Source organism: Hephaestia caeni, assembly GCF_003550065.1.
In the GTDB taxonomy this organism is placed as follows: Bacteria; Pseudomonadota; Alphaproteobacteria; order Sphingomonadales; family Sphingomonadaceae; genus Sphingomonas; species Sphingomonas caeni_A.
Window position 1 is genome coordinate 1079370 of sequence record NZ_QXDC01000003.1, and the last position, 20252, is coordinate 1099621.

At 68.3% G+C, this 20252-nt stretch carries 20 protein-coding genes; 11 read left to right on the forward strand and 9 right to left on the reverse strand.

The genetic code is table 11. From position 1 onward, the window contains the following. Nucleotides 1-102 precede the first annotated feature (102 nt). The 4 genes from DFR49_RS13710 to DFR49_RS13725 form a co-directional block, all read right to left on the reverse strand. Nucleotides 103-642, reverse strand: coding sequence for a SixA phosphatase family protein (locus DFR49_RS13710; RefSeq protein WP_119036187.1), 540 nt, complete (start codon nucleotides 640-642; stop codon nucleotides 103-105). Nucleotides 643-659: 17 nt separating this feature from the next. Beyond that, nucleotides 660-3365, reverse strand: coding sequence for an ATP-dependent DNA helicase (locus tag DFR49_RS13715; RefSeq protein WP_119036188.1), 2706 nt, complete (start codon nucleotides 3363-3365; stop codon nucleotides 660-662). A gap of 82 nt (nucleotides 3366-3447) precedes the next feature. Continuing rightward, on the reverse strand, nucleotides 3448-4146 hold the full coding sequence (locus DFR49_RS13720; RefSeq protein ID WP_119036189.1) for a Crp/Fnr family transcriptional regulator: 699 nt from the start codon (nucleotides 4144-4146) through the stop codon (nucleotides 3448-3450). A gap of 9 nt (nucleotides 4147-4155) precedes the next feature. Beyond that, nucleotides 4156-4476, reverse strand: coding sequence for a DUF6522 family protein (locus DFR49_RS13725; protein WP_211325880.1), 321 nt, complete (start codon nucleotides 4474-4476; stop codon nucleotides 4156-4158). Between the two features lie 105 nt (nucleotides 4477-4581). On the opposite strand from DFR49_RS13725, the gene DFR49_RS13730 reads away from it, so the two are divergent. From DFR49_RS13730 to DFR49_RS13750, 5 genes are all read left to right on the forward strand, one after another. Further along, entirely contained in the window at nucleotides 4582-5058 is a 477-nt protein-coding gene (locus DFR49_RS13730) for a hypothetical protein (RefSeq protein ID WP_119036190.1), read from the forward strand. Nucleotides 5059-5177: 119 nt separating this feature from the next. Next, nucleotides 5178-6755: a lysine--tRNA ligase gene (locus tag DFR49_RS13735; RefSeq protein ID WP_119036191.1), complete on the forward strand. Its 1578-nt coding sequence runs from the start codon at nucleotides 5178-5180 to the stop codon at nucleotides 6753-6755. Nucleotides 6756-6888: 133 nt separating this feature from the next. Beyond that, the gene (locus DFR49_RS13740; RefSeq protein ID WP_119036192.1) at nucleotides 6889-7449 is read left to right on the forward strand and encodes a 2'-5' RNA ligase family protein; all 561 of its coding nucleotides are present in this window, start codon (nucleotides 6889-6891) and stop codon (nucleotides 7447-7449) included. A 37-nt stretch (nucleotides 7450-7486) separates the two neighbouring features. Next, a complete protein-coding gene (gene nhaA, locus DFR49_RS13745; protein ID WP_119036193.1) occupies nucleotides 7487-8692 on the forward strand; it encodes a Na+/H+ antiporter NhaA in 1206 nt (401 codons plus the stop codon). After that, nucleotides 8692-9696, forward strand: coding sequence for a histone deacetylase family protein (locus tag DFR49_RS13750; RefSeq protein WP_119036194.1), 1005 nt, complete (start codon nucleotides 8692-8694; stop codon nucleotides 9694-9696). Before nhaA ends, DFR49_RS13750 begins: the two co-directional genes overlap by 1 nt. A gap of 15 nt (nucleotides 9697-9711) precedes the next feature. Here the strand turns inward: DFR49_RS13750 and rpoZ are convergent, their stop codons facing one another. Then, the gene (gene rpoZ / locus DFR49_RS13755; protein ID WP_119036195.1) at nucleotides 9712-10056 is read right to left on the reverse strand and encodes a DNA-directed RNA polymerase subunit omega; all 345 of its coding nucleotides are present in this window, start codon (nucleotides 10054-10056) and stop codon (nucleotides 9712-9714) included. A gap of 123 nt (nucleotides 10057-10179) precedes the next feature. Between rpoZ and DFR49_RS13760 the strand changes: the two genes are divergently transcribed. Then, nucleotides 10180-11358, forward strand: coding sequence for a phospholipase D-like domain-containing protein (locus tag DFR49_RS13760; protein ID WP_119036196.1), 1179 nt, complete (start codon nucleotides 10180-10182; stop codon nucleotides 11356-11358). Between the two features lie 115 nt (nucleotides 11359-11473). Here the strand turns inward: DFR49_RS13760 and DFR49_RS13765 are convergent, their stop codons facing one another. Next, nucleotides 11474-12091: a class I SAM-dependent methyltransferase gene (locus DFR49_RS13765; protein WP_119036197.1), complete on the reverse strand. Its 618-nt coding sequence runs from the start codon at nucleotides 12089-12091 to the stop codon at nucleotides 11474-11476. Nucleotides 12092-12234: 143 nt separating this feature from the next. Here DFR49_RS13765 and DFR49_RS13770 point away from each other — a divergent pair, with 143 nt between their 5' ends. Together DFR49_RS13770 and DFR49_RS13775 are read left to right on the forward strand one after the other, a co-directional pair. Beyond that, nucleotides 12235-12555, forward strand: a complete 321-nt coding sequence (locus tag DFR49_RS13770; protein ID WP_119036198.1) for an antibiotic biosynthesis monooxygenase family protein — start codon at nucleotides 12235-12237, stop codon at nucleotides 12553-12555. Next, complete coding sequence (locus tag DFR49_RS13775; protein ID WP_119036437.1) at nucleotides 12552-13859, forward strand: MFS transporter; 1308 nt, start codon at nucleotides 12552-12554, stop codon at nucleotides 13857-13859. The genes DFR49_RS13770 and DFR49_RS13775 overlap by 4 nt, the downstream gene beginning before the upstream one ends. Nucleotides 13860-14006: 147 nt before the next feature. Here the strand turns inward: DFR49_RS13775 and DFR49_RS13780 are convergent, their stop codons facing one another. Continuing rightward, complete coding sequence (locus tag DFR49_RS13780) at nucleotides 14007-16295, reverse strand: CDC48 family AAA ATPase (protein ID WP_119036199.1); 2289 nt, start codon at nucleotides 16293-16295, stop codon at nucleotides 14007-14009. Between the two features lie 146 nt (nucleotides 16296-16441). Continuing rightward, the gene (locus DFR49_RS21730) at nucleotides 16442-16657 is read right to left on the reverse strand and encodes a hypothetical protein (protein WP_147373698.1); all 216 of its coding nucleotides are present in this window, start codon (nucleotides 16655-16657) and stop codon (nucleotides 16442-16444) included. On the opposite strand from DFR49_RS21730, the gene DFR49_RS13785 reads away from it, so the two are divergent. Further along, nucleotides 16656-17537, forward strand: a complete 882-nt coding sequence (locus DFR49_RS13785) for a LysR substrate-binding domain-containing protein (protein ID WP_119036200.1) — start codon at nucleotides 16656-16658, stop codon at nucleotides 17535-17537. The genes DFR49_RS21730 and DFR49_RS13785 overlap by 2 nt on opposite strands. Before the next feature lie 95 nt (nucleotides 17538-17632). Here the strand turns inward: DFR49_RS13785 and DFR49_RS13790 are convergent, their stop codons facing one another. Beyond that, on the reverse strand, nucleotides 17633-18088 hold the full coding sequence (locus DFR49_RS13790; protein ID WP_119036201.1) for a peptidylprolyl isomerase: 456 nt from the start codon (nucleotides 18086-18088) through the stop codon (nucleotides 17633-17635). Between the two features lie 305 nt (nucleotides 18089-18393). Here DFR49_RS13790 and mgtE point away from each other — a divergent pair, with 305 nt between their 5' ends. Both mgtE and DFR49_RS13800 read left to right on the forward strand, forming a co-directional pair. Beyond that, nucleotides 18394-19794: a magnesium transporter gene (gene mgtE / locus DFR49_RS13795; RefSeq protein WP_119036202.1), complete on the forward strand. Its 1401-nt coding sequence runs from the start codon at nucleotides 18394-18396 to the stop codon at nucleotides 19792-19794. 31 nt (nucleotides 19795-19825) lie between these two features. Beyond that, the gene (locus DFR49_RS13800) at nucleotides 19826-20230 is read left to right on the forward strand and encodes a DUF1489 family protein (RefSeq protein WP_119036438.1); all 405 of its coding nucleotides are present in this window, start codon (nucleotides 19826-19828) and stop codon (nucleotides 20228-20230) included. Nucleotides 20231-20252 lie beyond the last annotated feature (22 nt).

Genomic DNA, 20252 nt, shown 5'->3' on the forward strand with positions numbered 1-20252 from the left:
ACTGGGCCCCGGCCTTCGCCGGGGAAGTGAACAGGGTTAAAGGGGGTAGTTCGGGCTGGCGGCGCCAAAAGCGGGCGACCGTCGATGGTTAGGGGCAGAATCCTATGCCTGATCCGGCCCCAGCGCTGGATCGAGATCGCGCGGGCGGATGAAGCGTGTCAGCGTGCCCGTCGCCGCGCTCACCGCAGGCCAATCGCCATCGAAACGGATTTCGGCGACGGTCGCGGTGGGATATTTGGCCGCCGCCTCGGCGCGCAGCGTATCGCGCGCATCGTCGGGCACCAGCAGCAGCACCAGTTCCTCCAGCCCCGGATTGTGGCCGATCAGCAGCACGCGGTCCGCGTCGCGGGGAAGGCCGTGGATCACGTCGAGCAGCGTCGCGGGCGACGCGAGGTAGAGCCGCCGATCCCAATCGGGCGCGAACGTGCGGCCGTATCCGATCGCGAGCTGGTCGATCGTGTCGCCGACGCGCGCCGCGGGGGAGGCGACGACGTGATCGAACGCCAGCCCCAGCGATCGCAGGTGCCGTCCCACGAGCTGCGCCGCGCGCTCGCCCTTGGCGTTGAGCGGCCGATCGAAATCGCGCTCGACCGGATCGTCCCAGCTCGACTTGGCGTGCCTGAGCAGCGTCAAGGTTTTCATGGGGGCCGCAGTCTCCGTCAGGCGTGTTCGCCCGTCTCTTGCCCGATCGGCGCGCCGGATGAAAGACGCGTTTCGACCCGCGCGACCGCCTCGTCGAGCGTGACGCGCGCAATCCCCACCCCCGGCGGGAACGCCGCGAGCAGGCGCGAGGGCATCGCCGCGGACAGCAGCACGAACGCCCCGCGATCGCGCGACGACCGGATCAGCCGCCCGAAGGCTTGCGCCAGCCGCGCGCGCACCAGCCGGTCCTCATACGCCGCCCCGCCATCGGCGAGCCGCCGCGCGGCGTGAAGCACGCTCGGCTTGGACCAGGGCACGCCTTCCATCACCACCAGCCGCAGCGAATGGCCGGGCACGTCCACGCCATCACGTAAGGCGTCGGTGCCGAGCAGTGAGGCATGCCCGTCGTCGCGGAAGATATCGACCAGCGTGCCGGTATCGATCGGATCGACATGCTGCGCGTAGAGCGGCAGCCCTTCGCGCGCGAGCCGGTCGGCGATTCGCCCATGCACCCCGCGCAGCCGCCGGATCGCGGTGAACAGCCCCAGCGTGCCGCCGCCGGCCGCGACGATCAGCCGCGCATAGGCGCCCGCGAGCGCCGCCACGTCGCCGCGCTTGACGTCGGTGACGATCAGCACCTCGGCCTGGGCGGCGTAATCGAACGGGCTCGCCGCCTCGAAACGCTGCGCGGGCTGGGCGAGGTGCGGCGCGCCCGCGCGCGCCTCCGCCACCGCCCAGTCGCCGCCCGCGCGCAGCGTCGCCGAGGTGACGAGCGCGCCGTGCGCGGGCTTGAGCACCGCCTCGGCGAACGGCCGCGTCGGATCGAGCCAGCGGCGGTGCAACCCGATATCCCATTCACGTCCCTCGATCCGATCGACCGCGAGCCAATCGACGAAATCGGGATCGGCCGGCCCGCCGATGCGCGCGAGCAGGGCCAGCCACGCTCCCACCGTCTCCGCGCGCCAGCCGAGCGAGGCGATCGCGCCCTCGATCCGCGCGCGCGCCGGGCCGTCCATCCAGTCGGGCGCTTCGCCCAGCACCGCGTCGAGCCGCCGCCCCAGCGTCACCAGCGGGCGATAGAGCGCGTCGAGCGCCTGCGCGGCACCAGCGGCGGCGTCGATCAGCGCCGCGTCGGGTTCGGCCAGCTCGGTCTCGAGGCCGTAGCCCGCGTCGCTCTTGGCGGTGTCGCGCGCATAGACGAGCCCGCGGACGGCCGCGAGCAGCGCCTCGATCGCGCCGAACGGATCGCCGTCGGCCAGCCGCTGGAGCCAGCCGTCGGAGGGCAGTGCCGCCGCCGCTTCGCCCGCCGCCTGGATCGCGAGCGCGCCCTGTTCGTCATAGCTCGCGACATCCGACAAACGCGCCGCCAGCCCGCGCCGCCGTCCTCGGCTGCGCGATTCGGGGCCGATCACCCAGCGCCGGATCTCGATCGCCTCCTGCCCGGTCAGCGCGGTCGCGAACATCGAATCGGCGGCGTCGAACAGGTGATGGCCTTCGTCGAACACATAGCGTGTCGGGCGCGTCGCGGTCTCGCGGCCGCGCGCGGCGTTGACCATCACCAGCGCGTGGTTGGCGATCACGATATCGGCCTCGGCGCTGGCGCGCGCGGCGCGTTCGATGAAGCATTTGCGGTAATGCGGGCAGCCGGCATAGACGCACTCGCCGCGCCGGTCGGTCAGCGCGGTCGCACCCGCGCGGCGGAACAGCGTCGTCAGCCAGCCGGGCAGGTCGCCGCCGACCATGTCGCCGTCGGCGCTATACGCTGCCCAGCGCGCGACGAGCTGGGCGAGGATCGCGGCGCGCCCCGCAAACCCGCCCTGCAACGCATCCTCCAGATTGAGCAGGCACAGGTAATTCTCGCGGCCCTTGCGCGTCACTACCCTGGTGCGCCGCACCGCTGGATCGGGATAGACGCGCGCGGTCTCGTGCCCCAATTGGCGTTGCAGCGCCTTGGTGTAGGTCGATACCCACACCGCGCCGCCCGCTTTGTCCGCCCAGAGCGTGGCGGGCGCGAGATAGCCCAGCGTCTTGCCGATCCCCGTCCCCGCCTCGGCGAGAACCAGATTGGGCGTGTCGCGCATCGTCCGCGGGGCAAAGGCCTGCGCGGCCGCCTCGGCATAAGCGCGCTGGCCCGGTCGCGCCTCGGCCGCCGCGCCGGTGAGCGCGGCCAGCCGCTCCTGCGTCTCGGCCGAGTCGAGCGTCACCGCGCGCGGCGCCGGGCGCGGGGCGCCCTCGTGCCATTCGGGGAGCTTCGAGAACAGCCAGCGTTCGTTCTGCGCGGGCCGCGCGAGGCGATCGATCAGCGCCGGCGCCCACGGCCAGCGCAGCCGCGACATGGATTGTGCCGCCGTCCATGCCCCCTCGCGCTCGGGCCAGTCGCCCTCGGCGACGCTGAGCAACGCCGCCGCCGCCTCGCGCAGAAAGGGCGCCACGTCCTCGTCGCGCGTCGGCGGCAGCAACCCGGTGGCGCGCGCGAGCCCCTTGGGCGTCGGCACCATGAAGCGCGCCGGGTGGAGGAACGCGAACAGTTCGAGCAGATCGAGCCCCGACAGATCGGCATAGCCCAGCCGCTGCCCCACCACGGCGGCCCCCAGCAACAGCACCGACGTATCGGCCGCCACCCGGATCGCTTCGCCGCGCGCCAACGCTCGCGTCTCGCCGTCGGGCGTGGCCAGCCAGGTGCCGCCGTGGCTGGCGTGAAGCGCGGGATAGGGGAGCGACATGGCCGCCCTTGTCGCGGCTATGGAACAGATTGGCAACAGCAAGCCGGGTGCACGGTGCGGGCGATGCGCGGCCCGGTCGCCGTCATCCGAGCGCGATCCGCCCGATCCCGGCCATCGACACCAGCGTCAGCGCGCGGCGGTCGTCGGCGATCAAGCCCTGGCGCCGCCAGTCGTTGAGCGTTCGGCTGACGGTGAAGAGCGTCGTCCCCGAAATGTCGGCGATGTCCTTGCGCCGCAACGGGAAGCCGATTTCGGTGCCCGCGCCGGTCGCCCGCCCAGCCTGCCGCGCGAGCCGCAGCAGCGTGTTGGCGATGCGGCGTTCGGCGCGCTGGGTTGCCATCTCGCGCACCCGATCCTGCAACTCGGCAAGCCGGCGACCGACGATCGTGATCAGGTTGAGCGCGATCCTCGGATACCGCTCGATCAGGTCGAGCCAGTCGGCGCGCGCCCAGCTCGCTTCGGTCGAGCCGACCATCGCGATCCCGTCGGCGGGGTAAAGGTGATCGGTGAAGATCGCGACGCTGCCGAAAATCTCGCCGGGGCCGATGAAGCGGAGCACCACCTGTCCACCGTCGCTCCCCGCCTGCGCGATGCGGATCGCGCCCGACAGCAGCACATGCGCGCGTTCGACCGGCTCGCCCTGATCGAACATCCGCGCGCCGCGCCCCAGCGTCCGCACGCGCGCCCGCGCGGTGACCTCGTCGAGCGCGGACGCGGGCAGCCCGGCGAACAGATCGAGCGCCGTAATCGCGGCCGTCACCTCGGGATCGTGCGGGTGCATCGCCTGATCCTAGCCGCCCGAACGCGCGCGGCGAAGGGGGTGATCGATCGCGGCGCGCGCCCCGTCGTCGGCCGGGGGCTCGGCGGTGGTGAGCGTCGCGCGCCGGAGCACCTCGCCCGCCTCGGTCACCGTCACGCGGAAGCGCCGGTTGCCCGCGAAGAAGCTCAGCCGATACGTGCCCGCGTCGTCGTCGATGCCGCGCTCGCAGCGCGCGGTGATCCGCCCCGACCGCATTTCCGCGGCCACGCGCTCGGGGGTCGTTCGCAGCCCCTCGGCGATCACGTGCGCGTCGACCTCGATCGCTCCGTCCTCGAATCTGATCCGCGCCATCGCGGCAACATAATGCGACCGCTGCGCACGTATTTGCGCCAGCGCAACTTCCGCGCGCACAAACGGCGTACACCGGCGATCGATTTCTGGAAGGAGCCTGTGATCATGGATGATCTCGCCTTCGCCCGCGCGCTTCATGTGCTTGCGGTCGTCATCTGGATCGGCGGCGTCGCAATGGCGACCACGGTGGCACTTCCCGCGGTGCGCCGCGGCGATCTCGGCAGCGACCGGCTGCGCGCGTTCCACGCGATCGAGCATCGCTTCGTCTGGCAGGCGCGCGCCGCCGTTCTCCTGGTCGGGGCGAGCGGGCTCTACATGGTGGCAAAGCTCGATCTGTGGGATCGCTTCCGCAGCCTCGATTTCTGGTGGATGCACGCGATGGTGTGCGTGTGGGCCATCTTCACGTTCCTGCTGTTCGTCGGTGAGCCGCTGATCCTCCATCGCCGCTTCCCGCGCTGGGTGGCGCGCGATCCCGATGCCGCCTTCGCCCGGCTCCATCGCATGCACGTCGTGCTGCTGACGCTCGGGCTGATCACCGTGTTCGGCGCGGTCGCCGGAAGCCACGGCTGGTCGATTTTCTGAGAGATTGTTTGGGACATCGCGGAAGGGCGATTTCCGAGGCGGTCCCGGCCCGCTGAATCGATCCCGCGCCACTTCAACATTTGCGATTTTGCGCGGTACGCGCCACAGCCACGCGCATCATGACCGACACACACGATCTCCGCGCCGAAGCGCTCGTCTCCAAGGCCTGGCCCTATGAAGAGGCACGCAAGCTGCTCAAGCGCTATCCGCAGGGCAAGCCCGGCGGCGCGGTGCTGTTCGAAACCGGCTATGGCCCCTCGGGCCTGCCGCATATCGGCACCTTCAACGAGGTGCTGCGCACGACGATGGTGCGCAACGCCTTCCACGCGCTCTCCGACCAGCCGACCCGCCTCGTCGCCTTCTCGGACGATATGGACGGGTTGCGCAAGGTGCCCGACAACGTCCCCAACAAGGAGATGCTAGCTGAGCATCTCGGCAAGCCGCTGACGCGCATCCCCGATCCGTTCGAAAAGTACGAAAGCTTCGCGCACCATAACAATGCGATGCTGCGCGCCTTCCTCGATCGCTTCGGCTTCGATTACGAGTTCGTCTCGTCGACCGATTACTACGCCGGCGGCCGCTTCGATGACGCGCTCAAGGGCGTGCTGCGCCATTTCGACGCGATCATGGACGTGATGCTGCCGACGCTGCGCGCCGAGCGCCGCGCGACCTATTCGCCTGTGCTGCCGATCAGCCCGACGACGGGGGTGGTGTTGCAGGTGCCGGTCGAGGTGGTCGATGCGGACGCGGGCACGATCGCCTTCACCGACGAGGATGGCGCGCGCGTCGAGCAATCGGCGCTCGGCGGCATGTCGAAGCTGCAATGGAAGGTTGATTGGGCGATGCGCTGGGTCGCGCTGGGCGTCGATTACGAGATGGCGGGCAAGGATCTGATCGATTCGGTCACCCAATCGTCGAAGATCGCGCGCGTGCTCGGCGGCCGCCCGCCCGAGGGCTTCAACTACGAGATGTTCCTCGACGAAAAGGGCGAGAAAATCTCCAAATCGAAGGGCAACGGCCTCAGCCTCGACGAGTGGCTGACCTACGGCCCCGACGAGAGCCTCGCTTTCTACATCTATCGGGAGCCGAGGAAGGCCAAGGCGCTGCACATGGGCGTGATCCCCCGTGCGGTCGACGATTATTGGCAGTATCGCGCCAATTATCCGGGGCAGGAGCTGAAGCAGCAGCTCGGCAATCCGGTCCACCACATCCACGACGGCCGCGTGCCGGGCGAGCAATTGCCGGTCACCTTCGGGTTGTTGCTCAACCTCGTCGGGGTGATGGGGGGCGAGGCGACGCGCGATCAGGTGTGGGGCTATCTCGCCAATTACCTGCCCGACGCCTCGGCCCGGGCCTATCCCGCGCTCGATCGGCTGATCGATTACGCGCTGGCGTACCACCGCGACGTCGTCGCGCCGACGCTCCAGCGCCGCGCGCCCGAGGGCGCGGAGATCGACGGTCTCCGGCGCCTCGACGCCGATCTCGCCGCCCTGCCCGCGACCGCGACCGCGGAGGAGATCCAGAACCTCGTCTACGAGATCGGCAAGACCGGCGGCTTCGAAAGCCTGCGCGACTGGTTCAAGGCGCTCTACGAGACGCTGCTCGGCTCGAGCCAGGGCCCGCGTATGGGCAGCTTCATCGCGCTCTACGGCATCGACAACACCCGCAAGCTCATCGCCGAGGCGCTGGCGAGCTGATCCCCCCGTCAACCCGTGCCGGGGGTAACTGCCTCGCACCATAACTCGTTGATTTCTCGAATCATTGGCGACATAGATTGTAAGAACATATCCAGAACAATATTCTGGCCGGCCCGACTCGGAAACACGAGATATGCCGTACCGCACGACCATCGGTCACCGCCATTTCTTCGCGCTCCTCCCGCCGGCCGCCGAAGCCGGCCGTATCGCGCTCATGGCCGAACGCTGGTTCGCTGACGCGGGCAGCCCGGTCCGTCGCGATCGGCTCCACATCACCCTGTTCGCCCTGCCTGCGGCGATCGAGGTGTCTTCGGGGCTGGAGGAGCGATTGTGCGAGGCTGGCGGCACGATCGCCGCCGCGCCGGTCGCGGTGACACTCGATCGCCTTTCGGGCGGCGGCGGCCCGATCGTGCTGCGTCCGTCGCGGCGGATTGTCGCGCTGGGCGCGCTGCACCGTGCGATCGGCGACCGTATCCGTGCGGTCGGATTGCGGCCGCGTGCGGGCTATCGCTTCCAGCCGCACCTCACGGTGGGGTATCGCAACGGGCTGGCGCTTAACGAACCGACCGCACCGATTGCGTGGCGCGCAACCGATATCGTTCTGATCCACAGCCATGTCGGGCGCACGCGACACGATCTCGTCGGCCGCTGGCCGCTCACCGGCGCGGTCGATCCGCAACTCAGCCTGTGGTGAGGATTGCGCGCGCCGTGTCAGCCGATAGGAAGGGACGATGGTCGGCTTCCGCTTCCCCCGCTCGGTGCTGCGCGCGTTCCTTGCCAATGAGGCGGCGGGCGGGATCGTCCTGATCGTCGCGGCGGCGTTGGCGATGGTCGTGGCCAACCTGCCCGCCACCGCGCACGCCTATCACGCGTTCGTCCATGCCCGAACCGGCCCCGTCATTGCCCCTGCGATCGGGCCGATGACGGTGCATCTGTGGATCAACGACGCACTGATGGCGCTGTTCTTCCTGCTCGTCGGGCTCGAGATCAAGCGCGAGTTCATGGACGGGCGGCTCTCGACATGGGAACGGCGGCGGCTGCCGGTGATCGCCGCCGGCGCGGGGATGGCGCTGCCCGCGCTGGTCTATCTCACGGTGACACGAGGTACGCCGGGCCTGCACGCGGGCTGGGCGATCCCCGCCGCGACCGACATCGCCTTTGCGATCGGTGTCCTCGCGCTGCTCGGCAGCCGCGCGCCGACCTCGCTCAAACTGTTCCTGACGACGGTTGCGATCGTCGACGATATGGGCGCGGTCGCGATCATCGCGCTCGCCTATACCGATCAGATCAGCACGATCGCGCTTGGCGGCGCGGCGCTGGTGCTCGGGCTGCTCTATGTGCTCGGCAAGAGCGGGGTGGGCGCGCTGCCGGTCTATGCGATCGGCGTCACTGTCTTGTGGTATTGCGTGCTGCTGTCGGGCGTGCACGCGACGATCGCGGGGGTGGCAGCCGCGCTGGTGATCCCGATCACGCCCTCGCCCGGCGCGCCCGACGATGCCGCGTCGCCACTCCACCGGCTCGAACACGCGCTGCATCCGTGGGTGGCATTCGCCATCGTGCCGCTGTTCGGCTTCGCCAATGCCGGCGTCGATCTCAGCGGCATGGGGCTCGATACGCTGCTCGCGCCGTTGCCGCTGGGGATCGCCGCCGGGCTCGTCGTGGGCAAGCAGCTCGGCATCTTCGGCGCAGTCTGGGGGACGGTGAAGCTGGGGCTGGCGAGCAAGCCCGCGGGCGCGACGTGGCTCCAGATCTACGGCGTCGCGCTCTTGTGCGGGATCGGTTTCACGATGAGCCTGTTCATCGGCGGGCTCGCGTTTCGCGGCGACGTGGAAGGCGAGGTCAAGCTCGGCGTGCTTGCCGGATCGATCGTGTCGGCGTGCGCGGGCTTCGTGGTGCTGCGGTTCGCGCCCGCGCTGCAACCGGCCGAGCCCGCCTGATGCGCGGCTTCTTCGATCCCCGCCAGCGTGCGCACGCCCCGGCGCAGGAACTGCATAACGGCGGCTTCGTCGCCTATGCCGAAACCCCGGCGCGCGCCGATGCGATCCTCGCCGCGCTCGGGCCGCTGGAGACGCCCGCCGACCGCGGCGAGGCGCCGATCCTCGCGGTACACGACGCGGCCTATGTCGATTTCCTGAAAACCGGCCCTGCGCGCTGGAAGGCGGCGGGGCGGCCGGGCGATCTGGTCGGCTATATCTGGCCGATCGTCGGGCGGCGGCCGCTCGCGCTCGATCGGATCGACGCGCTTGCGGGACGGTTCAGCCTCGATGCCGCGACCCCGCTCACCGCCGATACCTGGACGTCGGCTTATTGGAGCGCCCAGAGCGTGCTCGCCGCGCTCGATGCGGTGCTGGGCGGCGATCGCGCCGCCTTCGCCTTGTGCCGCCCGCCCGGCCATCATGCCGGGCGCGATTATCTGGGCGGCTATTGCCATCTCAACACCGCCGCGATCGCCGCGCAGGCGGCCATTTTCGGCGGCATGGCCCCAGTCGCGATCCTCGATGTGGATTACCATCACGGCAACGGTACGCAGGATATCTTCTGGAACCGGGGCGACGTGTTCTTCGCCTCGCTCCATGCCGATCCGGCGACCGATTATCCGTTCTATTGGGGCCATGCCGACGAGACCGGCGAGGGCGCGGGCGACGGCACCACGCTCAACCTGCCACTGCCGCAGGGCACCACGCGTGACGCATTCCGCGCCGCACTGGCGACCGCGCTCGATCGAATCGCGCGCTTCGCGCCCGATCTGCTGATCGTCAGTTATGGCGCCGATACCTGGGCCGGCGATCCGATCTCGCGGTTCGGGATCGAGACGGCGGACTATCGCCTGCTCGCGGCCGACATCGCCGCGTGCGGCTGGCCGACGCTGATCGCGATGGAAGGCGGCTATGCGTGCGACGCGCTGGGTGCGAACGTCGCGGGCTTCCTCAGCGGTTTCTGATCGCAGACGAGAGCCTCAGCCCTCGTAGTCGCCGCCGACATTGGTGTTGCGCGGGGGCGCCGCCGCGGTCAGGCGCAGCGCTTCGGCCGAGGCGGCGAGGCTGCCGATCTCGTCGGGCGTGTCGTCCTCGTCGACCTGCACCTTTTGCAGGCCCGAGACGACCGATTCCTCAAGATGCTTGGGCTTGACCGTCTGTTCGGCGATCTCGCGCAGAGCGACCACCGGATTTTTATCGCGGTCGCGATCGAGCGTCAGATCGGCGCCACCCGAAATCTGCCGCGCACGCTGCGCAGCGAGCAGCACCAGATCGAACCGGTTGGGGATTTTGTCGACGCAATCTTCGACCGTGACGCGCGCCATGGACGTTGTCCTCGTTCAGCTTATTCTCGGAAATCCAAGCGCGCGATCTAGGGTTGGCCCACCCCGATGTCAAGAAATGCCGAGGGGTTGCCGCGCCGATCGGCACCGGGCATCACCCTCTACATGGAGCGTCCGCCGCCGCAACCGACCTTCACGATCGCCGGCAATCGCTTGCGGCTGCTCGATATCGGTCCCGACCGGCTCGACGCGCTGGTCGCATTGATCGAGGGCGCGCGGCACTCGCTCAGGATCATCTATTACATCTATTCGGACGACGCCTCGGGGCGGCGGGTGCGCGATGCCATGCTCGCGGCGGCGCGGCGCGGCGTGACGGTGTCGCTCATCGTCGATGCGTTCGGCAGCGACGCCGCCGAGCATGAGCATTTCTTCGCCCCGCTCGAAGCGGCGGGCGCGAGCGTCTGCGAGTTCGAACCGCGATTCGGGCGGCGCTATCTGCTGCGCAACCACCAGAAGCTCGCGCTTGCGGATGCCGAGGGCGAGGCGCGTGTTATCATCGGGGGATTCAACATCGATGACGATTATTTCGGGACGCGCGCCGAAGACGCCTGGCGCGATCTCGGCCTCATCGTCGAGGGGCCGGCGGCGGGGCGGATTGCGGGCTATTTCGACACCTTGTCACACTGGGTGCGGCAGCCGCAAGGCAGCTTCGGCGAGTTGCGGCGCACGCTCAACCGCTTCAGCGAAGAAACCGGGGCGCTGCGCTGGCTGATCGGCGGGCCGACGCGGCGGCTGTCGGCCTGGGCGCGCACCATCCGGCAGGATATGCGCGCGGCCAGGCGCATCGACATCATCGCCGCCTATTTCTGCCCGACGCCGGGGATGCTGCGCCGCTTCGACAAGGCCGGGATCAAACGCGGCAGCCGCGTGCGCATCATCACCGCCGGAAAATCGGACAATAATGCCACGATCGCGGCGGCGCGCTTCACCTATGCCGGGCTGCTGCGCAAGGGAGTCGAGGTCTACGAATATCGGCCGACCAAGCTCCACACCAAGCTCTACGTCATCGACGACGCCGTCCATGTCGGCTCGGCCAATTTCGACGTGCGCAGCCTGTTCCTCAACCTCGAGCTGATGCTCAGGATCGAAGACCCCGCCTTCGCCGCGCACGTCCGCGCCTATGTCGATCACGAGATCGCCGACAGCGAGCGGATCACCAGGATGTGGTGGAAGCGCCATGTCGGGCTGTGGCAGCGGATCAAGCAGGCGACGGCCTATTTCGTCGTCGCGGTGCTCGATTACAATCTGACGCGGCGGCTCAATTTCGGCCCGGACGGGAAGTGATCTGTTGAAGCGGCACCGGCCCGCTCCCCCACCCCACCTCCCATGCAAGTATGATGACTTGGGAGGTGGGGTGGGGGAGCGGGCCGGTGCCGCGATCAAAATCAAAGAAGCCGCTTCAATCCTTCCACGCCCAGTAAAGCTGCGCGGGCGGCACGTTCCACCATTCCATCGCATGATCGATGCGATCGGCATGGGGGGTGAGGAAATCCTTCACCTTGGGCGAGAATTGATAGACGAGGAAGGCGCCGCCGGGGCGCAGCGTCTCGAAGGTCGCCTTGGCGATCGCGGGGCCGACGCCGGGCGGCAGCGTCGAAAACGGCAGGCCCGACAGCACGTAATCGGCGGCTTCGTGGCCATGATCGGCGACGATCTGCGCGACGTCGGCGGCCGAACCGTTGACCGCGGCAAAGCGCGGATCCTGGATCGTCTGGCGCAGATAGCGGATGAAATCGGGGTTGGTGTCGATCGCGATGTACTGCGCGTCGGGCGCCATCCGCTCGAGGATCGAACGACAGAAGGTGCCGACGCCTGGGCCGTATTCGACGAACAATTTGGTGTTCGCCCAATCCACGGGGCCGAGCATCTTGCGGATCAGCCGATCGGAGGACGGGACGATCGAGCCGACCATCACCGGATGTTTGAGAAAGCCCTGGAAGAACATGCCCCAGGGGGAGGGGACCCCGGCTGCGCGGCGTTCACGCCTGCGCGTGGCAGCAGTGGTCGAACTTGTCATCGCTATCCTAACGCTGATGTTATCACAGAGGAACACACGCGGGTCGTGACTTTCCAATGAACAGGCAAGCGCGTCGGCCTCACGCGTGCGCCCTTAGGACTTTCCGATCTTGCGTGCCAGTGCAAAGCGCTTAATCGAAAGCGATGGACGATCGTGCAGGGCAAATCGCCGTCATCTTCGTGTCGCAGCGCACGCAAGCGGATGCCGACGGCTATGACCGCGCGGCGCAGGCGATGGCGGGGCTCGCCGCGCGCCAGCCGGGCTATTGCGGGATCGATTCGGTGCGTGGCGCCGACGGGCACGGCATCACCGTCAGCTACTGGGCCGACGAGGCGAGCGCGCTCGCGTGGCGCGATCATCCCGAGCACGTACCGATCCGCGGCCAGGGCCGCGCGCATTGGTATCGCAGCTACCAGGTGTTCGTGACGCAGGTGACGCGCGGCTACGCGTGGCCGCGCGGGTGAGCGCGACCACGACCTTCCGCGGCGCCGACCGAAAATTCATCCTGCTGTTCCTGGTCATGCTGACGATCGCGGCGGGCAACACCGCGCTGCAATCGGTGCTGCCCGCGCTCGGCCGGTCGCTCGGCGTCGCCGACAACAATGTCGCGGCCGCCTTCTCGGCATCGGCGCTGCTCTGGGTGATCGCCGCGCCGTTCTGGGCGAAGCGTTCGGATCGGCACGGGCGGCGCGCGATGATCCTGATGGGGCTCGGCGGCTTCGCGGTCTCGCTGCTGATCTGCGGGGTGTTCCTCGCGATGGGGATCAACGGCTGGATCAGCGGCAGCGCGGCGTTCCTCGCGTTCATCGGCGGGCGGTTGGTCTACGGCAGTTTCGGCGCCGCCGCCCCGCCGGCGGTGCAGGCGCTGGTCGCGGGCGCGACGACCCGCGAGGACCGGACCAAGGCGCTGACGCTGCTCGCCTCGGCGTTCGGGCTGGGGACGATCCTCGGCCCCGCGATCGCGCCCTATCTGATCCTCGGCGCGATCGGGAAGATCGAGATCGGGCTCGCCGGCCCGACCTTCGTGTTCGCCTTGTTCGGCCTGGGCGTGTGGCTGGCGGTGCGCCGGATGCTGCCCGACGATCGCGGCGTCGGCGGGGGCGATGCGCACGGTGCGGCGACCGCCTATCCCTCGATCGGCGGGCAATCGTCGGGGGCGAGCGTCACCGCGGCCACCGCCGATCGCGATGCCGAACAGGTCGGCTATGCCGATCCGCGCATCCGCGCGTGGATGATCGCCGGGCTGGTGATGGGCCACGCGCAGGCGATGACCGGGCAGACGATCGGTTTTCTCGTCATCGATCGGCTCCACGTCGCCCCCGAAGATGCGCTCCAGCCGACCGGGCTGGTGCTGATGATGGGCGCGGGCGCGGCGCTGCTCGCGCAATGGGGAATCATCCCGCTGCTCAACCTGTCCCCGCGCAAGCTCGTGCTGAGCGGGCTGGTGATCGCCGCGATCGGTTGCGTGGGCACGGGGCTCGCGACCTCGCTCTACGGCATCGCGACCAGTTACGCGCTCGCCTCGCTCGGCTTCGGTTTCACGCGGCCGGGCTTCACCGCCGGATCGTCGCTTGCGGTCGGGCCCGATGCGCAGGGCTCGGTCGCGGGCAAGGTGACAAGCGTCAACGGCGCCAGCTTCGTGCTCGGCCCGTCGATCGGCGTCGGGCTGTACGGGTTGACCAAGCCGCTGCCCTATCTGATCGCCGCGGCCGCGTTGGCGGCGATGCTCGTCTATGCCTGGGTGGCGCTAAAGGACCGCAAGCAATAGGCCACTCCCCACCCGGCCACCCAATGCGATTATCCTATGGGTGGCCGGGTGAGGGTGTAACCCCACAAAGTAATGCCTTGTGGGGACCCGTGGGGAGTGGGCCGGCGCCGCTTCCACGCCAGTGGATCAAACTCCGGATGCGGCGGATCAGCCCTTCGGCCCGTGCGGGTTGAGCATCCCCGGCGCGATGAAGCCGATCGGCTGGATGGCCGATGCCTCCTGCTTCAGCTTGGCGGCCATCTGCTCGTATTCCTGCTCCATCTCGGGCGTCACCGACGCGCGCGATTCGTGCAGCGCCGCGTCGAAATCGGCCATCGTCACGGATTCTGTGGCGAGCGATTTGCGCAGAGCCACCAACCCGGCGCGCCGCACCAGATCCTCCAGATCGGCCCCGGTGAAGCGATCGGTGCGCTCGGCGAGATCGTCGAGATCGACATCGTCGGCGAGCGGCATCCGCTGCGTCTGGATCGCCAGAATCCGCCGACGCCCGCCCTGATCGGGCACCGAGACATAGATCAGTTCGTCGAACCGGCCGGGGCGCAGCAGCGCGGGATCGACCAGATTGGGCCGGTTCGTCGCGCCGATCACCACCACCGATTGCAGTTCCTCGAGCCCGTCCATTTCCGACAGGATCGTGTTGACCACGCGTTCGGTGACCTGCGGTTCGCCCAGGCCGCCACCGCGCGCGGGCACCAGCGAATCGAGTTCATCGATGAAGATCACGCACGGTGCGACCTGGCGCGCGCGCGCGAACAGCCGCGCGATCTGCTGTTCGCTCTCGCCATACCATTTGCTCAGGAGGTCGGACGATTTGGTGGCGATGAAATTCGCCTCCGCCTCGCGTGCGACCGCCTTGGCGAGCAGCGTCTTGCCGGTGCCGGGAGGGCCGTAGAGCAGGAAGCCCTTGGCCGGCCGGATGCCCAGGCGCCGGAACGCGTCGGGGTCTTTCAGCGGCAGCTCGACGCCTTCCTTCAAGCGCTCCTGTGCCTGGTCGAGCCCGCCGATATCCTCCCAGCGGACCTCGGGCGCCTGCACCATCACCTCGCGCATCGCCGAGGGCTGGATGCGCTTGAGCGCCTCCATGAAATCCTCGCGCGTCACCGACAGGTCGTCGAGCACCTCGGGCGGGATCGTCCCTTCCTCGAGATTGAGCCGCGGCATGATCCGCCGCACCGCCTCGATCGCCGCCTCGCGGGTCAAGGCCGCAAGATCGGCGCCGACGAAGCCGTAGGTCGTGCGCGCAAGCTCGTTGAGGTCCACCTTGTCGCCCAGCGGCATGCCGCGCGTGTGGATGCCGAGGATCTCCTTGCGCCCGCGCTCGTCGGGCACGCCGATGATGATCTCGCGGTCGAACCGGCCGGGGCGTCGCAGCGCCTCGTCGATCGCGTCTGGGCGATTGGTGGCGGCGATCACGACCAGATTGGCGCGCGCCTCCAGCCCGTCCATCAGCGTCAGCAATTGCGCGACGAGGCGCTTCTCGGCCTCGCCCTGCACGCGGTCGCGCTTTGGCGCGATCGAATCGATCTCGTCGATGAACACGATCGAGGGCGCCGCCTTGGCCGCTTCCTCGAAGACGCTGCGCAGCCGCTGTTCCGACTCGCCATAGGCCGAGCCCATGATCTCGGGGCCGTTGATCAGGAAGAATTCGGCCGCGCTCTCGTTGGCGACGGCGCGCGCGAGCCGCGTCTTGCCGGTGCCGGGCGGGCCGTGGAGCAGCACCCCCTTGGGCGGATCGACGCCGAGCCGCTGGAACAATTCGGGATAGCGCAGCGGCAGTTCGACCATCTCGCGGAGCTGGTCGATCGTGTGGCTCATCCCGCCGATGTCGTCATAGGTGACGTCGGCGCGGCGCGATTGCTGCGGTTCCTCATATTCGGAGCGCAATTCGATTTCGGTATGCTCGTCGATATGGACGACGCCCTTGGGGGTCGTCTGGACGACCGACAGGCGGATTTCCTGCAAGGCATAGGCCGGTGCGCGCAGATATTGCGCGACATTGGGCGGGATATTGTCGACGCGCTGTTGCCCCGCGGTCGCGACGACATCGCCTTGGCACAGAGGCCGGCCGACGAAGACGCGCTTCAACGCATGGCTCGATCCCTGGAGCCGCAGATTCTGTTGCGCGGGTGCAAAGACGACGCGTGTCGCGGGCTTCGATTCGATCTTGCGGATTTCGACATATTCGCCCGAGCCCGCCCCGGCGTTGGCGCGCTGGAGCCCGTCGATGCGGATGATCTCCAGCCCTTCGTCCTCGGGATAGGGATAGACCGCGCGTGCCGGCGTCGAGCGTTTGCCGACGATTTCGATCACGCCCCCTTCGGCAAGCGCGAGCTGCGCCATCAGCGCGCGCGGCAGGTGCGCGATCCCGCGACCCGAATCCTCAGGCCTTGCATTGGCGACCTGGAGCTTGTGGACCGGCGGTTCGCTGTCGGCCATGTGCGTTCCCTCTCGTGCAATCGTGCAAGCGTGCGAGATAGGGGACTGGTTCCGGCAATGCGAGGGGGGCAGGCGATTCTGTCCGACAATCGCCTCGGCGCCGGTTCACGCGGCCGGCCGTGCCGCGGCGCGACATGTGGAACCGCTTACGCGCAAAAAAAGGGCCAGCCCCGAAGGGCCAGCCCGTATAAGTTTTTAGGAGAGGATGCCTGAAAGGCCTGCTCTATGTGCAGTGCAGCGTAATTTTGTGCAAGTGCGAAAAGAACGATTGCAGTTGCAAGAATTGCAATCGAGGGCATTGCGCCTGCGCCGCTGATCGCCGATGGTGGCATTTCCGCCTGAACTTCGTGGATTTCCGCCATGCGCCGCTTGCCTCCGCTGACCGCTATCGAGGCGTTCGTCCAGGTCGCCCGTCTCGGCTCGATCAAGGCGGCCGCGCAGGAACTCGCGCTGTCGGCGCCCGCGCTCAGTCGCCGCATCCAGGCGCTCGAACGCTTCATCGGCCGCCCGCTGTTCGATCGCCGCCATCAATCGATGCAGCTCAACAGCGACGGCGAGCGGCTGCTGTCGCAGATCGCGCCCGCACTCGACAGCCTGTCCGACGCGGTCGAGGCGATGACGAGCGGGATCGAGGTACTGCGCCTCCGGCTCGGCATCCTGCCGCTCTATGCGGCGCAGCGGCTTTTCCCCCGGCTCGCCGATCTGCGTGCGCGGCATCCCGAACTTCACCTCGATATCGATACCGCGGGGCACACCGTCGCGCGGCTGGGCGAGGGGCTCGACGTCGCGATCGCGCTGGCGCGCGAGATCGATCCCGCGCTCTACGCCAAGCGGCTCGATCGCAACCGCGTCTATGCGATCGGCGCGCGCGCGCTGGTCGAGGGGCCGAATCCGATCACCCATCCCGAGCAACTCGCGGGGCTGACGGCGGTGCTCCACCGTGACATGCCCGATAATTTCGCCGCGTGGCGCCGCGCCGCCGGGGTCGAGGATATCGAGCCTGCCGCGATCGATCATTTCGATTCGGGCGCGTTGATGCTCGAGGCCGCTGCGCAGGGGCTGGGCGTCGCCTTCATGCTCGCCAGCCATTTTGAAGACGCGCAGGACGATCGGCTGGCGCGGCTGTTCGATATCGAGGTCGAGAGCCCCTACAGCTATTGGTTCGTGTGCCGCCCGCGCGCGCTGATGCAGCGCCCGGTGCGGCTGTTCCATGATTGGCTGATCGACGCGCTGGGGGCGTAATTTGATTGCCGCACCGGCCAGCTCCCCCACCCCGCCTCCCATTCAGTATACTGCCGTTGGGAGGTGGGGTGGAGGAGTGGGCCGGTGCCGCAACATCAGGAAGCTCGCGCTTTCTCGATCTTGCCGGGTTCGCGCGGGGGCTCGCCGGTGGGCAGCGCATCGATATGCTCCATGCCCGACGTCACTTCGCCCCACACGGTATACTGGCCGTCGAGGAAGCCGGCATCGTCGAAGCAGATGAAGAATTGCGAATTGGCGCTGTTGGGGTTCATCGTCCGCGCCATCGAGCAGACGCCGCGCACATGCGGTTCACGGCTGAATTCGGCGGGCAGATCGGGCTTGTCCGAGCCGCCGGTGCCGGTGCCGGTCGGGTCGCCGCCCTGCGCCATGAAGCCGGGGATGACGCGGTGGAAAACGACGCCGTCGTAAAAGCCTTCATTGGCGAGTTCGCCGATCCGCGCGACGTGCTGCGGGGCGAGATCGGGGCGCAGCTTGATCACGACATCGCCGTCGGCAAGCGTCATCGTCAGCGTTTCGAAGGGTTCGGCCATCGGGGGTGCTCCTGAAGGATTGAAGGGCCGCGACGTAGTGATCCGCGACGCCGCTGGCAAATCGGGCCGTTGGCAGACGCGTCGCGCTTGGTTAGAGTCTTTGTCAGCTTTGCTGAATCGGCGCCGGCCCGCTCCCCCACGGGGTCCCCGCAAAGTAATACTTTGCGGGGTTACACCCCACCCGGCCACCCATAGGATACTGGCGTTGGGTGGCCGGGTGGGGGAGCGGGCCGGTGCCGCAACTGTTTCAGCGTCGCTGAAACAGCATCTGATGCGCACGGGACCGCAACGAGGGAGGTCGGACGATGAGCGACGCCGAGCTTCCCCAGCCCGAAACCGAATCGACCCAACTCGACGAGGACGATCGGCTCAAGCCCGAATTCGTCGATGCCGTGCTCGACGCGGTCGAGGACGGCGACGACGAGGCCGTCCGCCAGCTCGTCGAGCCGCTGCACCCCGCCGACATCGCCGATCTGTTCGAATTGACGCCCAGCGAGCGCCGCCCCGCGCTTGCCAAGGCGATCGCCGATCTGCTCGACGGCGAGGTGTTCGCCGAGATGAACGATTACGTCCGCGAGGATCTGATCGACGCGCTCGAGCCGCACGAGGTCGCCGACATCGCGTCGGAACTCGATACCGACGACGCGGTCGCGATCATCGAGGATCTCGACGCCGACGATCAGCGCGAGGTGCTCCGCGCGATGGAGCCCGACGATCGCGCCGCGATCGAGGAAGCGCTGTCCTACCCGGAAGAATCGGCCGGCCGCCTGATGCAGCGCGAGCTGATCGCGGTGCCCGAGCATTGGACGGTCGGCGACGTCATCGATTATCTGCGCGCCGACGACGCGCTGACGACCGATTTCTGGGAAGTGTTCGTCGTCGATCCGAGCCACAAGCCGGTCGGTACGTGCAAGCTCTCGTGGATCATGCGCACCCCGCGCCCGGTGCCGCTGAGCGACGTGATGCAGCGCGAACAGACGTTGATCGCGGTCGATATGGATCAGGAGGAGGTCGCGCTCCGGTTCCAGAAATACGCGCTGATCTCGGCCGCCGTGGTCGACGGCAGCGGGCGGCTGGTCGGCATGGTCACGGTCGACGACATCGTCCACATCATCTCCGAGGAAGCCGGTGAGGACGCGCTGCTGCTGTCGGGCGCGGGCGAAGGCGATATCAACGAGCCCGTGATCACCAGCTATCGCGCGCGCGTGCGCTGGCTGATCGCCAATCTCGCGACCGCGCTGGTCGCGGCGACGGTGATCACGCTGTTCGAAGGCACGATCAGCAAGATGGTGGCGCTCGCCGCGCTGATGCCGATCGTCGCCGGGGTCGGCGGCAATGCCGGCACCCAGACGATGGCGGTGACGGTGCGCGCGCTCGCCACCAACCAGCTCACCGAATCGAACACGCTGCGCGCGATCCGCCGCGAAATCTCGATCGCGTTGCTCAACGGCGTGACCGTCGCGATCGTGATCGGTATCGCGGTCTCGCTCTATTACCAGCATATCGAGCTTGGCGGCGTGATCGCCGCGGCGATGATGGCGAATATCCTGATCGCGGGGCTGGCAGGCGTGGTCGTGCCGCTGACGCTCGAGCGCTTGCGCGCCGATCCCGCGGTCGCCTCGTCGATCTTCGTGACGATGACGACCGATTCGATGGGGTTCTTCGTCTTTCTCGGATTGGCGTCGGCAAGCGGGCTGGTGGGTTGATCGCGGCGCCTTGCGGGGCCACATCGCGCGCGTGGCGCTTCACATCACCAAGGTCGCCTTCGGCAATCATTCGGTCGACAACCTCGCCGAGCGGCTGGCGGCGCGCGGGCGCGAGGGGCCGGTGTTCCTGACGACGCGCTATCTGCCCAAGCGGCATGAGGAGATCGCGGGCACGGGCTCGCTCTACTGGATCATCAAGCACCAATTGGTCGCGCGCTCGCCGATCCTGCGCTTCGGTGAGGCCGAGGGCGGGCGCGTCGCGATCCATATCGACCCGCGGCTCGTGCTCGTCCATGCCCGCCCCAAGCGTGCGCATCAGGGCTGGCGCTATCTGGAGGCGGCCGACGCGCCCGCCGACCTCGCCGGTGATGCCTCCGGGCTCGCCGATCTGCCGCCGGCCCTTGTGGGGAAACTCGCCGAACTCGCGCTGATCTGAAAGGCGCGCGCTTTCAGGTTCG